This is a genomic window from Archaeoglobus veneficus SNP6 (assembly GCF_000194625.1).
Classification (GTDB): Archaea; Halobacteriota; Archaeoglobi; order Archaeoglobales; family Archaeoglobaceae; genus Archaeoglobus_C; species Archaeoglobus_C veneficus.
In genome coordinates this window covers 332588-346623 of the sequence record NC_015320.1, presented here as the reverse complement: position 1 = coordinate 346623, position 14036 = coordinate 332588, and the positions used below count along the sequence as shown (strand labels likewise).

19 protein-coding genes are annotated in these 14036 nt (G+C 46.4%); 7 read left to right on the top strand and 12 right to left on the bottom strand.

Features of this window, described 5'->3' with window-relative positions:
• Window positions 1–41: 41 nt before the first annotated feature.
• From ARCVE_RS01995 to artA, 6 genes are read right to left on the bottom strand one after another with little or no spacing between them, the layout of a single operon-like run.
• Window positions 42–500: a DUF2299 domain-containing protein gene (locus ARCVE_RS01995; RefSeq protein WP_013683109.1), complete on the bottom strand. Its 459-nt coding sequence runs from the start codon at window positions 498–500 to the stop codon at window positions 42–44.
• A 57-nt stretch (window positions 501–557) separates the two neighbouring features.
• Entirely contained in the window at window positions 558–1100 is a 543-nt protein-coding gene (locus ARCVE_RS01990; RefSeq protein WP_013683108.1) for a HemK2/MTQ2 family protein methyltransferase, read from the bottom strand.
• Window positions 1097–1420 carry a dihydroneopterin aldolase family protein gene (locus ARCVE_RS01985; protein ID WP_013683107.1) on the bottom strand — a complete coding sequence of 108 codons (324 nt, stop codon included), beginning with the start codon at window positions 1418–1420 and terminating at the stop codon, window positions 1097–1099. The genes ARCVE_RS01990 and ARCVE_RS01985 overlap by 4 nt, the downstream gene beginning before the upstream one ends.
• A gap of 20 nt (window positions 1421–1440) precedes the next feature.
• A complete protein-coding gene (locus ARCVE_RS01980) occupies window positions 1441–2034 on the bottom strand; it encodes a CDP-alcohol phosphatidyltransferase family protein (protein ID WP_013683106.1) in 594 nt (197 codons plus the stop codon).
• Window positions 2010–2600, bottom strand: a complete 591-nt coding sequence (locus tag ARCVE_RS01975) for a phosphatidylserine decarboxylase (RefSeq protein WP_013683105.1) — start codon at window positions 2598–2600, stop codon at window positions 2010–2012. The genes ARCVE_RS01980 and ARCVE_RS01975 overlap by 25 nt, the downstream gene beginning before the upstream one ends.
• Window positions 2597–3343 carry an archaeosortase A gene (gene artA, locus ARCVE_RS01970; protein ID WP_013683104.1) on the bottom strand — a complete coding sequence of 249 codons (747 nt, stop codon included), beginning with the start codon at window positions 3341–3343 and terminating at the stop codon, window positions 2597–2599. Before artA ends, ARCVE_RS01975 begins: the two co-directional genes overlap by 4 nt.
• A 274-nt stretch (window positions 3344–3617) precedes the next feature.
• Here artA and ARCVE_RS01965 point away from each other — a divergent pair, with 274 nt between their 5' ends.
• From ARCVE_RS01965 to ARCVE_RS01950, 4 genes are read left to right on the top strand one after another with little or no spacing between them, the layout of a single operon-like run.
• A complete protein-coding gene (locus tag ARCVE_RS01965) occupies window positions 3618–4247 on the top strand; it encodes a PHP domain-containing protein (RefSeq protein ID WP_013683103.1) in 630 nt (209 codons plus the stop codon).
• Window positions 4248–4251: 4 nt separating this feature from the next.
• Window positions 4252–4665: an NUDIX domain-containing protein gene (locus ARCVE_RS01960; protein ID WP_013683102.1), complete on the top strand. Its 414-nt coding sequence runs from the start codon at window positions 4252–4254 to the stop codon at window positions 4663–4665.
• Window positions 4643–4957: a transcription factor S gene (locus ARCVE_RS01955; protein WP_013683101.1), complete on the top strand. Its 315-nt coding sequence runs from the start codon at window positions 4643–4645 to the stop codon at window positions 4955–4957. Before ARCVE_RS01960 ends, ARCVE_RS01955 begins: the two co-directional genes overlap by 23 nt.
• Window positions 4958–5006: 49 nt before the next feature.
• On the top strand, window positions 5007–5465 hold the full coding sequence (locus ARCVE_RS01950; RefSeq protein ID WP_013683100.1) for a 30S ribosomal protein S15: 459 nt from the start codon (window positions 5007–5009) through the stop codon (window positions 5463–5465).
• Between the two features lie 92 nt (window positions 5466–5557).
• Here ARCVE_RS01950 and ARCVE_RS01945 read toward each other — a convergent pair whose 3' ends face one another.
• Window positions 5558–5842, bottom strand: a complete 285-nt coding sequence (locus ARCVE_RS01945) for a hypothetical protein (RefSeq protein WP_013683099.1) — start codon at window positions 5840–5842, stop codon at window positions 5558–5560.
• A 219-nt stretch (window positions 5843–6061) separates the two neighbouring features.
• On the opposite strand from ARCVE_RS01945, the gene ARCVE_RS01940 reads away from it, so the two are divergent.
• Genes ARCVE_RS01940 through ARCVE_RS01930 form a run of 3 tightly spaced genes read left to right on the top strand, consistent with a single transcriptional unit; the run spans window position 6062 to window position 8385 of the window.
• A complete protein-coding gene (locus ARCVE_RS01940) occupies window positions 6062–7057 on the top strand; it encodes a sulfite exporter TauE/SafE family protein (RefSeq protein WP_013683098.1) in 996 nt (331 codons plus the stop codon).
• 22 nt (window positions 7058–7079) lie between these two features.
• A complete protein-coding gene (locus tag ARCVE_RS01935) occupies window positions 7080–7814 on the top strand; it encodes a hypothetical protein (protein ID WP_013683097.1) in 735 nt (244 codons plus the stop codon).
• Window position 7815: 1 nt separating this feature from the next.
• Window positions 7816–8385 (top strand): ribbon-helix-helix protein, CopG family, encoded by a 570-nt coding sequence (locus ARCVE_RS01930; protein WP_013683096.1) that lies wholly within the window; start codon window positions 7816–7818, stop codon window positions 8383–8385.
• 182 nt (window positions 8386–8567) lie between these two features.
• On the opposite strand, the gene ARCVE_RS01925 is transcribed toward ARCVE_RS01930, so the two are convergent.
• From ARCVE_RS01925 to ARCVE_RS01905, 5 genes are all read right to left on the bottom strand, one after another.
• Window positions 8568–9803 carry an ORC1-type DNA replication protein gene (locus tag ARCVE_RS01925; protein ID WP_048086108.1) on the bottom strand — a complete coding sequence of 412 codons (1236 nt, stop codon included), beginning with the start codon at window positions 9801–9803 and terminating at the stop codon, window positions 8568–8570.
• Between the two features lie 268 nt (window positions 9804–10071).
• The gene (locus tag ARCVE_RS01920) at window positions 10072–11658 is read right to left on the bottom strand and encodes a helix-hairpin-helix domain-containing protein (protein WP_013683094.1); all 1587 of its coding nucleotides are present in this window, start codon (window positions 11656–11658) and stop codon (window positions 10072–10074) included.
• Complete coding sequence (locus ARCVE_RS01915) at window positions 11658–12650, bottom strand: sugar phosphate nucleotidyltransferase (RefSeq protein WP_013683093.1); 993 nt, start codon at window positions 12648–12650, stop codon at window positions 11658–11660. Before ARCVE_RS01915 ends, ARCVE_RS01920 begins: the two co-directional genes overlap by 1 nt.
• 24 nt (window positions 12651–12674) lie before the next feature.
• Window positions 12675–13427, bottom strand: a complete 753-nt coding sequence (gene rsmA / locus ARCVE_RS01910; protein ID WP_013683092.1) for a 16S rRNA (adenine(1518)-N(6)/adenine(1519)-N(6))-dimethyltransferase RsmA — start codon at window positions 13425–13427, stop codon at window positions 12675–12677.
• Complete coding sequence (locus ARCVE_RS01905) at window positions 13424–14002, bottom strand: DUF655 domain-containing protein (protein ID WP_013683091.1); 579 nt, start codon at window positions 14000–14002, stop codon at window positions 13424–13426. The genes rsmA and ARCVE_RS01905 overlap by 4 nt, the downstream gene beginning before the upstream one ends.
• Window positions 14003–14036: the final 34 nt, after the last annotated feature.

Here is a 14036-nt window from a genome sequence, read left to right as displayed (position 1 = left end):
TTTGATTTTTCAGGGCCACATCCTTCCGAGTTTCGCACTGATCACAAATACATGGCATCCACATCTCCCTTTCTATCGAACTCGTGATGCAGATTCCACATAATGTAGAGCTTGCACTTGAATATTTCCCGCAACGCTTCAAAGAGCTTCGGCTTCGTTAGCTCCTCCAAGTAGATTGGTATGGAAAAATCTATCCTCTGCACGTTTTCCGCATCGGGTACCATCCTGAATTCTGCTTTTCTAAAAAGCAAATCCATCTTCCACTTGTGAATTAAGTTCCTCTTCTTCTCAGGAGGGAGAGAGTGAAGAGCCCTGTAGTGATTTTCCGCAAAAACAAGGCCACTTATAACAAGGACAAAATCCTTTCCCTTCGGCTTGATTATGTCGGTAACCTGCTTGGAATCCGGCGGAAACTCAACAACGTAGTGCCACTCTGCCACTTCATCGGGAACCTCTTTCTTGAATATTCCCTCCTCAACGAGCCAGTTTTTTACGTCCATAGCCATAAACTGGTCTATCGAATAAAAGCTTTGGGGCGGAGCAGGTTAGGCAAGAGGTCACCCTCTCCAAATTTTCAAAGCATATAGCTCCTCGAAGAAGAGTTTCCTTCCCGCAATTACCTCGTAAACGTACCCTCGCTTCTCAATCTCCTCGAATATCGCGGGAGTATTGAAGGAAGAAACTATCAGGATTATCCTTCCGTTTTCAGCAAGAACTTCCTTAACCTCATCGAGAAAGCGTGTTGCAACCTCTATTCCACCCTTACCTCCATCCACAGCTTTTTCGAGCCAGTCACCCCTCTTCTCTTTCTCGCTCAGCTCCAAATATGGTGGATTGAACAGGATCAGCGTAAACTTCCTCCTTATTCCCCTGCAGAGGTCTGTCCTAACGACCTCTATACCCTTGCTTTTAGACTCCCGAACAGCATAAGGCGAGATATCCGTTGCTATCAGAAATCTGCACAGGTCTTTGATCCTCTCCGAAACGAAGCCGCTGCCCACTCCCACCTCAAGAACTTCATCTTCCAGGCGTATCTCCCTCATTGCAGCCTCAAGCAAAAGCTCTGAGTCCTCAGAAGGTGGATAAACTTCAGACGTCATAACAATCTCATCAGCGGGTAATTCTTCTCTTCGTCCCACTCCATCACTGCTACCGCCCTCTCTCCTTCCACCTCGACGCTCACCTTCGCGTAGAGCATTTCAGGAGTTAAGGACGTGTATCCGTACGATGATAGGGCTTTTTCGAGCTTTTTCCTATTTATCCTGACCTCCGCCTCAACGACGTAGGGCTGAAGTCTCATGCAGCTTTCCATAGCCCTTTCAAGCAGCTCCGCATTTTCGGGGCTAACGGGGGCTCCGATAAACTGGTGAAAAAGTGCTGCAAGTTTTATACCCGCCTCAAATGCTGCCTTTTCACTCATCCTCTCACCACACGGTACTCCTACCACATATACTCTCTCCTTCTCCACAGGGGGCTTACGAGGTACAGCAGAAAGGCAAAGAACACGGCATAAGCAGCATCCTTCACGAAGAACGCAGCAAGGATAGCAGCGGCAACAACAGAAAGGATCCGCAAGTCTCTAACCCTAATGTATTTTACGTCGCTAATCATAAGCAGCGCTGAAGTGAGGGCGATGAAACAGATGGCTGAAGAGCCAAAACGCAGGTTTACGGCCGGTGCGATGAGAAGGGCTGAAGCGGTAACGGGAAGTCCGACGAAGTGTTCAACCCTGAGCACGTTGAACCTCGCAAGTCTCAACGCCGCTGCTATGACGTAAAACGCCGCTATTACTGGATTGTGGGCTGCAATGAAGACAGCCGGAAGAACACCAAAGGAAACGAGGTCTGCAAGAGAATCAAGTTCCTTTCCGAACTTTCCACTCGATTTCGTTGCAACGATTCCATCAACTCCATCCATGATGGCCGCAAGAAATACGAAGGAGATTTCACGCATGTAGATTCCGGAGAATCCGAAAACGAGGTTAAGAAGACTGAAGACATCAGCAAGCTTTACTTCCCGCAGTATGCTGAACATGCTTTCACCGCTATCGTCTCCCCGGCCTTAACCTTTTCTCCCACACTCTTCACGAATCTGTAGCCATCGGGTACCTCAAGTATCACGCGAGAACCAAACTTTATTATGCCAATTTTCTGTCCTTTCCTCACGAAGTCCCCCTTACCGACGTAGCAGACGATTCTCCTTGCAAAGAAGCCGGCAACCTGTACGACTTTGAATTCGCCGTCCGGAGTGGAGATGTATATCTCGTTTCTCTCCGCTTTACCGCTCCTATTGTACGCAGGCGGAAACGTTCCTCTGATGTATCTCGTTTTTGTTACAACACCATCGACCGGGCTTCTGTTGATGTGGCAGTCAAAGGGGCCCATGAATATCTCTATCCTCCTCTCCCCCACATAATCCACCCTGCCATCCGCCGGCGAGACTACACCGTCCTGAATTCTGCGGGGTGGATCGCGGAAAAAGAGCAGTGTGAAGGTGACAGCTACCAGCAAAAGGTATGAGATCCCGGGAAATGCTGCAAATACGAGCAATGCCAAGGCAAGTTCAATTGTTGCAAGTCTCAAACCGCTTCGCTCTATCATCTTCCCACCATGGAATCCTTGAGAGAAAATATAAGCTCTTCGAGTTCCGGTAAAAATCTAAAGACTGCCAGAGATATTAATATTAAAGCTATAGTGGCGAGGAACTTCGATATTACGTGATGTGCTATGTAAAAGCTGTTTTCCCCAAACCAGCTATAAGCGTAGCTTGCCATAACGAAAACGTTCCTCAGGATGTTGAGAATGTATATGACAGGAACTGAGATAAGGAATGCCTTAACCTTTCTCCTCCACTCTGCCTTGATTCCGAGGGTTGCGCCAGTAAAAAGGGCCATGCTCTCTATGCCTGTGCACGCGAGGATTATCTCCACCCGCTTCGAGTTTGCAAAAAGCATCTCCCCGTCGCTAACCATTCCAAAACCGAGGGTAGAGCCAACGAGGGCCGTCTGGGTTGCAACAGCATGGATGAGCATATTTCCGAGGGGTGTAAGGGCAAAGGTGAAGTAAACGAGGGCTGCGACGGCCGAAAAAGACGTAACGTCGATGAACACATCAAGCTTGTCCGTGCGTATAATGCGGATGGCCACAGCAAGGAAGAATGCGAAAGCAAGGCTCAGCACGACAACGTTGTAGTAGTCTCCTATGGAGAGATAGTACGGAACCTTCAAAAGCCATGCGATTCCGAATGTAAACCAGGCGAAAAACCCGGCTATTTTCAGCTTGGAAGCGATAAATGCGAGCATCATTGCGATGGAGACCATTACGAGCGTATCAGGCAAATCCATGTCCGCAAGATAATTTTGCTGTATATAACTTTGCCGTGGGAAAAGGTAAGATCCAACTGCCTGCTGTTTAACTCGATTAACTTCCAATCACCAAGGCCCAAAACTATAATTCCCGGGGCCAACAAGCAATACTTCGATGTAGCCTTTCCATACAAGAATTCGATACGGGAGGAAATAGGATAACATAAAATAAATACTTTCTTGTGCAACTCTACTTATCTCAAGAGATACTATCACAACTTAAGTTTAAATACAATCCCGGCAAGTCTCATACGTGTACGATCTTCACATCCACTCAGCTTACTCGGACGGTCAGGGAACAATAGAGGAGATAGTCAGGAAGGCCAAGGAGAGGAGAATTAAGGTAATTGCCATAACAGACCACTCCATCGAACATCCCCGGGGCCTGACAGAGGGGAAGGCAAAGCGCAGGCAGGAAGAAATCGAAAGGGCAAGGGCAAAGTACGATATCGAGGTTCTCAGTGGTGTGGAGTGCGGAATTGGCAGCGATGGGGAAATTATCCTGCCCGACTTCAAGTTCGACATTATCATCGCATCAATTCACGAATGCCTACCTCCGGAAGAGTACTACAGGAGAATAGAACTATGCATAAAGAAGCATGACTTTGATGTTCTCGGACACTTCCACTCCTCAATATTCGATAGCTACGAGAGGATTCCCGAAAGAGATGCAGAAATCCTCGACCTGCTTTCGGAGCACGACATAGCCCTCGAAATCAACACAACGCACAGAGCCCCACCACTCGATTTGCTAAACGCGGAAAGGAAGCTTAAGTACTCAATTGGTAGCGACGCCCACTCACTTTCGAGGGTTGGAGACGTGAAGTGGGCCATAGAAGTTGCGAGGAGGCTGAAAGAGTGGAAGTTCATATTGCAAAGGTGAAAGCATGAAGTGCATTACTCTAACGGTCGATGCAATAATCCCATACGAAGGAAAAATAGTCCTGATAAAGCGAAAGAATGAGCCATTCAAGGGATTCTACGCTTTGCCGGGAGGTATAGTGGAATACGGCGAGAGAGTTGAAGATGCCTTGCTAAGAGAAGTTGAAGAAGAAACAGGCTTGGAAGGGAAGATTTATAAGCTCGTTGGAGTTTACTCTGATCCTAATCGTGACCCCCGGGGCCACTTCGTTTCAATATGTTACGTGGTGCTGCCCTCGGGCGGTGAGTTGAGAGCTGGAAGTGATGCAAGAGAGGTGGCCTTATTCCTCCTCGACTCACTTCCCAGTCTTGCGTTCGACCACGAGAAGATGATAAGAGATGCGGAGGCGATGATTCGTGGAATTCTGCCCAAAGTGTAAGTCAATCATGATATACCAGGGAGACAAGCTCGTTTGCAGGAAGTGCGGGTACGAGAAGGTAGCCGATGACGAGAAAGAGGAGATAGTGATAGTAGCAAAGGGGAACAAGGAAGAGGTCCCCGTTATTGAAGGAGACAACATCAAAACCCTGCCAACAACGCGAGTCGTGTGTCCTGAGTGCGGAAACAGAGAAGCGTACTGGTGGCTCAGACAGCTCAGGGCTGCAGATGAGAGCGAGGTTCGCTTCTTCCGCTGCACGAAATGCGGCAAAACGTGGCGAGAGTACGATTAGGCCGCAAGATATATATGCATCCTAAAAAAGCTGCTCAGAGGTGATGCTCATGGCAAGAATGCACGCAAGGAGAAGAGGCAGCTCAGGCTCAAAAAGAGTTTACAGGGATGGTCCACCAGAATGGGTAGAAATGAGTGCCGAAGAGGTCGAGAAGAAGATCATAGAGCTTTACAATGAGGGCTACGAGCCGAGCATGATAGGTATGATACTCCGCGATCGCTATGGCATTCCTTCCGTCAGACAGGTTACTGGCAAGAAGATTCAGCAGATACTGAAGGAGAAAGGTGCGGAGATAACGCTGCCTGAAGACCTCAAGGCCCTGATAAAGAAGGCGATAAAGCTCAGACAGCACGTTGCAGTTCACAGAAAGGACTACCACAACATAAGAGGTCTGCAGTTAATCGAGGCGAAGATCTGGAGACTCTCAAACTATTACAAGGAGAAGGGTGTACTGCCCGCAAACTGGAAGTACGACCCAGAGAAACTCAGGATAGCCCTTACCAAGTAATCTTTTTAACAGATTTGGCTGAAATCTTTTAGCACTGGTCAACAAATTGTTTAATAATTTTTACCGCCATTTTTACGAATTCTTCTGGCCCTTCAACATCCTAACAGCGGCATCGCATCAGTCAGGTTGACAAGGTCCAGTATTTCGGCCAGATTGAGAGATTCCAGCAACTTCAAAAACACCAGACCTACCAAACCGCCTTTTCCAATTATTTCTTTATAGTATTTGTTCACCAGAAACCTTATCACTTCTGCATTTGAACTCAGTCCAAGTTCGTTTTTGATTTTGTTAAACTTGTCTTCGAACGTTTTATCCATTGTTATTCTCAAACTTAAAACCCTTTTACTCTGGTCGCCTTGCATAACTCCAACCCCCATTCCACCCGTTTCACATATTTGGTATTGTTAATGTGTTATGATAATTTAAGTATTTTTCGCTTTAAGGTGGTATTTGATGAGACTATATGACTGTTTAATCAGTAGATTATCCCAAATAGTCTCTGTTTAGTTAATATTACTAAGTATTTTGAATCAATGTTACTAATTATTAAATCAAAATAACAAAATTCATATACTTTTTTAGTCGGATTGAGTCACATGGAGACAAAATTGAGTAGAATTGGAATGAAGATACCGCTGACTGCTACAGCATTGGTACTGGTCGTAGGGCTATCAGCAATTACATGGGGGCTTTTGAGTGGACACGTGGTATTATTACCCTGGCAAAAATGGGTGATATTCCTATTCTTATTTACTCTGGTAATAGGAATTATTGGACCCATATCCGGTGTGGGTGGTGGTGTCATATTCGTTGGGCTGGGTATGGCCGTTCTGCCATTTAGCGTAGACTTCATTAGGGGTGCTGGTCTGGTAGCAGCACTTACGACTTCGCTCAACTCTGCACCACACTTTACGAAAAAGGGTTTGGCAAATATGAAAGTTGTGGCACCTTTGGTAGTAGTTTCTACGATATTCTCAGTAATAGGAGGTGTAGTTGGCCTGTGGGTATCCAACGCATTTCCACAGGGCTCAAGTTACGTAAAAATCAGTCTTGGCGTAGTTCTGCTCTTTATGCTCGCCGCACTTGCAACTTCTAAGAACATCGATTATCCAGAGGTCAAAAAGACCGACAGACTGTCTGAAATAATTGGTATACAGGGTGCGTGGTACGAACCAACACTGAATAGAGTCGTGGAGTACAAGACAACAAACCTCCCACTTGCAATGGCTGTGTTCGCTGGTGTAGGCTTTATAGCAGGCATGTTTGGATTGGGCGCTGGATGGGCCAACGTCCCCGTTTTAAACTTACTAATGGGCGTTCCATTGAAGGCTTCAGTGGCAACAAGTATGCTCATTCTATCGATAAACGACGCAGCTTCACTCTGGGTGTACCTCGCAAACGGAGCGGTCCTTCCGTTAATTGTAGTCCCGGTTGTACTGGGAATTGGAATAGGCTCGAGGATAGGTTCGAGGATTGCTGTGAGAGCAAAGCCCAAGGTAATAAAATATCTTGTTATAAGTTTAATTGGACTCTCAGCTATTGTAAATATATTACAGGGGCTTCATGGACTTGGTTTAATAAATTTAATTTAAATAAAAGATTGGAGGGGGAGATATGAAAAAGACGAATGGACTGGGAACAAAAATTAAAGAGGTTGTTATTCCAAGTTTAGACGATTTAGCGGAAGTTATGGCCCCACCCTATGGAGGGGAGGCTTTAGCGAGATATAACGAAACAAAAATACCGGTAGAGGAGGGGGGATCGACAAAAAAATGTGAAAAAACCAGCAGTACTGTAACAACCGATAGCAGGGGTAGTGTCAGAGATACCAAAGATCCAGGGATTGTATCAAGCTTAGATGAACTCGCGGAAGTTATGGCACCAGAGTATTCCGGAGAAGCTCTGGCTCCTATCACAAACGGCTCATCACTAAAAATGGAGATAAATATAGATCCAGTAAATAAAATCTTTGCAGAAGTCATGAGGATAATGTGCAATGTGGGGTTAGCCATAATACTGTTCTCGGCCGCTCTGTATTTCACAGGGGTCAATCCAAGCGACAATCTCAACATGGAAGTCATGAAATGGAGTGAGCCTGCGACTAAGTTCTGGAAAGATGTTAAGGGAATCGGCGTACACGGCTACACATGGTTCTTGTCTTCATTCACAGACCCAGAAAACGGTGTAGTCATCGGAACAAGTATCCTTGCACTAACACCATTAATCGGATTTGTACTCACGATTCCCCGAACCAAAGGCACACTAAGACTTCTGTTCATTGTGATAACCATCGAATTCCTGTATGCGATAATAAGACCCTTGATTATGAACATAGGGGGTGCAGGGTAGCTTGGACGTCAAAAAAGATACAATAAGGATCTCAATTTCCTTAGACAGCAAAACTAAAGAACTACTGGATGCACTGGCCAAAAAAGAAGAGAATAAAACCGTTTCAGAGATTGTAAGATCTGCAATTACTACATATTTTGAACTAAATAATGGAAAAAACGAGCTGAATGCAGAAAAACTAAGAATCTACAGAGAACTCGTAAATGATGAAGAAAACATTCTTGTGGATATTGAACTATGGGCAGCCATTATGGATGAACTAAGTAAAAGAGACTATAGCGAACTGCTTGAACGCATAAAAAAAATTGGATTTAACCAAGGCGTCCAAAATAAGATCATGGGTCTCAAAGACATCTACGAGTCACTTAAATATTTTGAGGCTAAGAATTGGTTTAATGTTAAAGCAAACGGAAACTCATACGTGGTTATCCTTCCAACTCGTAGTGAACAGAAGCTCGTAAAAGTTTTCCTCGAGAACATGTTTAAAGCTCAGAGTATGCCTGTTGAGATATTGGACGGTCTGAGGAAGCTCACGATAGTCAAAAAAGACGATAAAAAAACAGACACTTAGCCTAAAATTATTAATATAGGCGAATTTGCCAGATATTGCGAATAGATAAGAGATAGACGATCCTGGATACCATATACGGGGCTAGAAAGGAGTCTGAACGCTTATAGACCCCTACCTTATTCGTCTTACAAATAAGTAATTAATAGGACAAGAGCCGTTTTAAATTGAAATAAAATAAAAAATTACACCTCAAATGCTTCGAGAGATGTTACGCTTCTCATGCTTCTTTCCACTACTGAGAGAGCTTCAAGTCTGTAGTCTTCCAGCAGAGTCTGCTTGATGGGTTCTATTGGCACATCGAGCTTTATCTCCCTCGTTCTACCGTATCTACCCTTGGATATAACTATAGAGTTTATTATACCGAGCATGTCAAGTTCAGCAATCAAATCGCTAACTCTGCGCTGGGTTAAACAGTCGATATTGAGCTTTCTGCAGAGGCTTCGGTACACAGCGTAAACCTCCCCGGTTGTAAACTTCCTCATTCCCGACTCCGTCAGAATTATCATGCCAAAGAGCAGAACCTTGCTCTGCGTTGGCAGAGTTCTGACTGCCTCAACAACGTGATCAGTTTCAATCTTCTTTACAGCCTTCTTTACGTGATCTCTCGTTATTCTATCTGCGTTCTCCTTCTCCGCTATTTCACCGCTGACACGCAGCAGATCGAGAGCTTTTCTCGCATCTCCGTGCTCCTGAGCTGCGAGAGCGGCGCAGTAGGGTATTACGTCATCGTCAAGCACACCCTCGTAGAAGGCAAGTTCTGCACGCTGCTCAAGAATGTCCTGAAGTTGCTCAGCGTTGTATGGCGGGAATATTAGCTCCTCTTCACTCAGCGAGCTCAACACACGGGGGTCGAGGAAGTTTTTGAACTTCAGGTCGTTTGATATGCCGATTATACTAACCCTCGCCCTTTCGAGTTCTCCGTTAATGCGTGAGAGGTTGTAGAGCACCTCGTCTCCCTTTTTAACCAGCTTGTCTATCTCGTCAAGCACAATTACGATTGTCTGGTCTCTCGAGTCTATCGCTCTTCTTACCTCCTCATAAACCTGATCCGTCGGCCAGCCAGTCATAGGCACGTTCCTGCCAAGAACCTTCGCGAGAGTTGCAAGAACCCTGTACTGCGTGTCTATCAGTTCGCAGTTGAGGTAGTGAACGTAGCAGTGAACGTTCAGCTTTCTTCCCATCGCCTCCAGCTGGTTTCCCACAAATTTTACCGTGGCGGTTTTCCCCGTACCGGTTTTTCCGTAAATGAACACGTTCGACGGAGTTTCACCCTTCAACGCCGGAACCAGTATTGACGCAAGGCTTTCTATCTGCTCCTTTCTGTGGGGGAGGTAGTCGGGCGTGTAGGAGTGCCTGAGCACATCCCTGTTGCGGAAAATTTTCGGTGACGTTATCAACGACTCGAAGATGTTTCGCATAATCAACCACCCTAAAACATGATGAGTGCCTTCGCCACCCTTTAAGAGCTTTACCATTCTACCCTAAATTTATTTAGATAGAATAAATAACGTTCAGAAAAGTTTTATTTCATAAGTTCATGATTTGACACTTGGCCTAACTGTATTGATTGAGTATTGTAATTATAATGGCCCTACGCTTCCACTGGAAACTGACAATATAAACCATAAGCAGCCAAAATAGCATTTTCCAAAGAATAACCCGTTGAAATTGCAGAAGAGTGGAAAATCAAAGTAAAAAGAAGTCCTTTATCTCATCGAAGTTCTCTACGAGGCTCGCAATTTCTTCGACATTTCTGAAGGGTCTGTTCGCGACTATTTTTGCAGCGGTTGCTTTTCCTATTCCCGGAATTGCCTCAAGCTGCTGCAAGCTTGCTCTGTTTACGTCGAGAATCTCTACGGCAGTTACTGAACGCATTCCGTAGCCTACAACGCGGGCATCTACAAATTTGTTTCTTGTATATCTGCCAACGAGGCCAACGAGGAGAGGATACGTTCCCATCTGCCTTGCAAAGGTCAAATTTCCCTCTACAACCTCACATCTAAGCTCTGTAAGCTTCCTGCCAACGGGAACTAACTTCCTCAGCATTTCCCTATCTATCTCTTCCCTGACCTTCCTTTTGAAAAATCTGAAGTACTTCTTGTGCCTTCTGACGTTGCGATCGCCAAACTTCTCCATTTTCGTTCCCGGAACTATCTTGACCTGCCGGATGTTTATCCGCCTTACGAGAAGATTTCTCTCGAGCAACTCGGAAAGAAACTCGAAGTTCTTCTCAAACGTCTTCTTCGTCTCACCAATCAACCCGATAACGAAGTTTATGCCGGGGAGAAAGCATGGCATGCCATTGTAGCCTACTGCCCTCCCGTAGCAGTTGACGAGTTCTATTGCCTTCATTACCTCATCCGGCATTGCTGCAAGGCTGTTAAGTTCCACAACCCTTTCGTCGGCACTTTCAAGCCCAAAGGCCGCAACGTTTCCGGGTGTCTGATACATGACTATTGTCTTTATTATCTTCGAGCTCTCTTCAGGATGTTCTGCAATTGTCTTCGGATTTACGTTGTCTAAATGCAGTGTTTTTATCTTCGGACATCTTCGCCATATCTCTCTGTGAAAAGCCAGCATGAAATCGGCGTTCGGCTTCGGAACCTCGTAGCTGAAATCGGCCATGTACGTAAAGAAGTCAGTCTGCCTGCCCAGCCTGAAGTGCCTCACGCCAGCACTGTAAAGAGCTTCAATTTCCCCCAGTACTGCGTTGGGGTCCCTCATTTTCGGTCTTCCGTGGATAAACTCCATGCAGAACGAGCACTTTCTCCAGTAGCACCCCCTGTAAGTCTCTATCTCGCATATCACGTGGGGGAAGTCGGGATGTTGCCTGACCACTTCGCTGCCAAGTATTGCGAAGGAGTCGAGGTCAAAGGATTTCTCTACTCCGGAGTATTTGCATAGATATTCGAACAGTTCCCTTTCAAAGGGATAGTTCAGGACGTTGAGCTCTTCTTTCTCTCTTTTACCAAGCTCCAGAGCAACGGGGCCAACAACAACCTTATCCCCCGGAAGCATTGCAACCTCCCGCAGGCTTAGGGGCTTTGCAGCGAGGTACTTCCCCGGTACAATCGCTCCGGCAATAACGATGGAAAAATCGAATTTTTCAAGAAGCGATGGACGTTCCCTCACCTGCTCAGCGGTAAAATAGGCAGCATTAATTTTCAGCCTTCTGAGCATCCCGTAGATGTATCTCGGGTAAGGAGAGATGTACGGCGGAACTCCAAGGCAAGACGGCTCGTCAACGTATCCGTCAACTATAGCGATTGCCACTACTCACCCCTCTGAATCTTCGCATGCGCCCCTATTATCGAACCACTTAAATCGAGATTCCTTATCTCGCAATCCTCGTCAACTATACTCCTCCACACCTTCGCCCTCCTGAGTATGACGTTGTCGAAAACCACGCTGTCACACACGTCGGAGTTCTCTATAACACAGTTCCTGCCTATGTACGCGTACGGCCCAACAATTGAGCGGCCAATGATTTTCACACCCTCTTCTATCGCCACAGGCTCAATTATCTTGGCACGCCTGTCAACTTCCACTTCCGCGACGCTGTGCTCCATGAAGGTCTTGAACGCCTCAATGTATGAGTCAGGACTACCTATGTCGTACCAGTTTCCGCTGAACGCGTAGCCGTAAAGCTCCTCCCTCTCGCACAGCCAGCCCATGAAATCGCCTATGTTGTCTGCCTTCGCATTGCCCTCCACATACTCTGAAAGTAGCCCGCAAACTCTACGCGGAAAGGCGTAAATCCCAATGCCGACAAGCGTTGACGGCGGACTTGCTGGCTTCTCCATGAACCCAACAATCCTCCGGCCGTCAAGTTCTGCAACACCGTAGCGCTTTGCCAGCTCGTAATCGCCCACATCGTATAGAGCTGTGACAGGCTCCCCTTTTTCTCTGTAGAACTCCACAAAGCCCTCAAGGGTGAAGGAGAAAAGGTTATCACCCGCAACCACGAGCATTTCATCGTCAAGATAAGCGGCAACTTCTGCAAGAGCTCTAACAGCCCCGAGCTTCTCCTCCTCGCTCATACTATCCTCGACGAAGAGTTCAACATCCTTGTCTTCTGCCCATTTCCTGAAGTCCGGCTCAAAGCGCCTGTTGGTGGAAACAACAACAGTGCCAAAGGATTTTACCTTATCGTAAACTATGTCGATTATCCTTCTCTTACCCATGGGGAGCAGCGGCTTGGCCTTCGTTTTCGTTATTGGCCAGAGCCTCGTTGCGTAACCTCCGGCCATTATCACGACCTTCATAGAGCAAGCCTTACATGAAGAAACTTAAAGCTTTGCGCTTTTAACAATTTCAGCGTACACTTCTGGTTCGATGTCCTCAGGCCTGAGTCTTCTCAACTCTTCGGGAACCTCGAGCCAAATACCCCTGCTTTCCATCCACTCGTCGAGAATTTTCCCGAGCTGCTTCCTCCTCCTCGAGAAGCAGTAGCGGACGAGGTCTTCGAAAATCTGCAGGTTTTCAACCTCTATCTCAGGTTTTTTTATTAAGCGGACTACTGCGGAGTCCACAGAAGGGGGAGGTCTGAACGCCTTCCTGCTGACGTATTCAACGATTTCAGGCTTGGCGTATGCTTTGACTACAACACTGAGTCTGCCATAGTTCTCACCCTTCCTTGCTACGAGTCTTTCAGCAAACTCACGCTGGTACATGACAACAGCAACATCAAAATCGTGTCTGAGCAGCTTGAATGTCAGGGGTGAGGAAATAAAGTAGGGGATATTCGAAACGAACTTGTTGAAGGGAGGGAATTCGACTTTCATCGCATCCCCGTGGATTAGAATAAACCTGCCCTCGTCAATTTCTTTCGCGAATTTTTCCTGGAGCAATTTAACAAATCGTGCATCTATCTCGATTCCGTACACTTTTCCTGCCCTTTCAAGTAAAACAGAGGTCAAAACACCCGTTCCGCAGCCTACCTCGAGAACCGTGTCCTTCTTACTCAATTCCGCATAGCCAGCAATTCTCCTCGCAATCGCCTTGCTTACGATGTGCTGCCCTTTCGACTTGAAAAACTTCATAGGGTGAAGAGCTTGTACTTCGTAGCCGGATTCTGAAGCTCGTAGATTATACGATTGATTATCAGCTTTTCGGGGCGCTGCAGGCCTTTTACTCTGCTGGCGATATCATCGAAGCTCTTAAACGGCTCCTTCTTTCTCTCGTCGAGAATTGCCCACATAGTCTTCTTTCCTATGCCCGGAAGCAGTTCGAGCTGATGTAAACGGGTCGTAATGGGTTCGGCTTTGTTGAAAAACTCCACAAACCTACCTTCGTTCTCCTTAACGATGTGCTCCAGAACATAGGGTAGCTCCGATTTTGCTGCGGGTGTCAGATCTTCGAACCTCAGCTTTTTCTTGATCTTGTGGACTACGTCTCTCTCACCCTTCCCTATGTAGAGTCTGTCCATTACAAGAGGAGATGAGCCTTTCTTCAGACTGACTTCGAGGAGAGTGAAGTACTTTTCACCTACCACCTGCGCGAGGGGTTCTCGCCTGTGAATGGGTCTCTTATCCTCGGGATGGCCGTAAGGGAGGAAATCAAGCACGTAAGCATAGTCCTCCATCTTTTCTTTTGACTTTTCTCTTCTCTGCTCCATAGTAAGACCCCTTGAAATTAGAAAAAACAGCAAT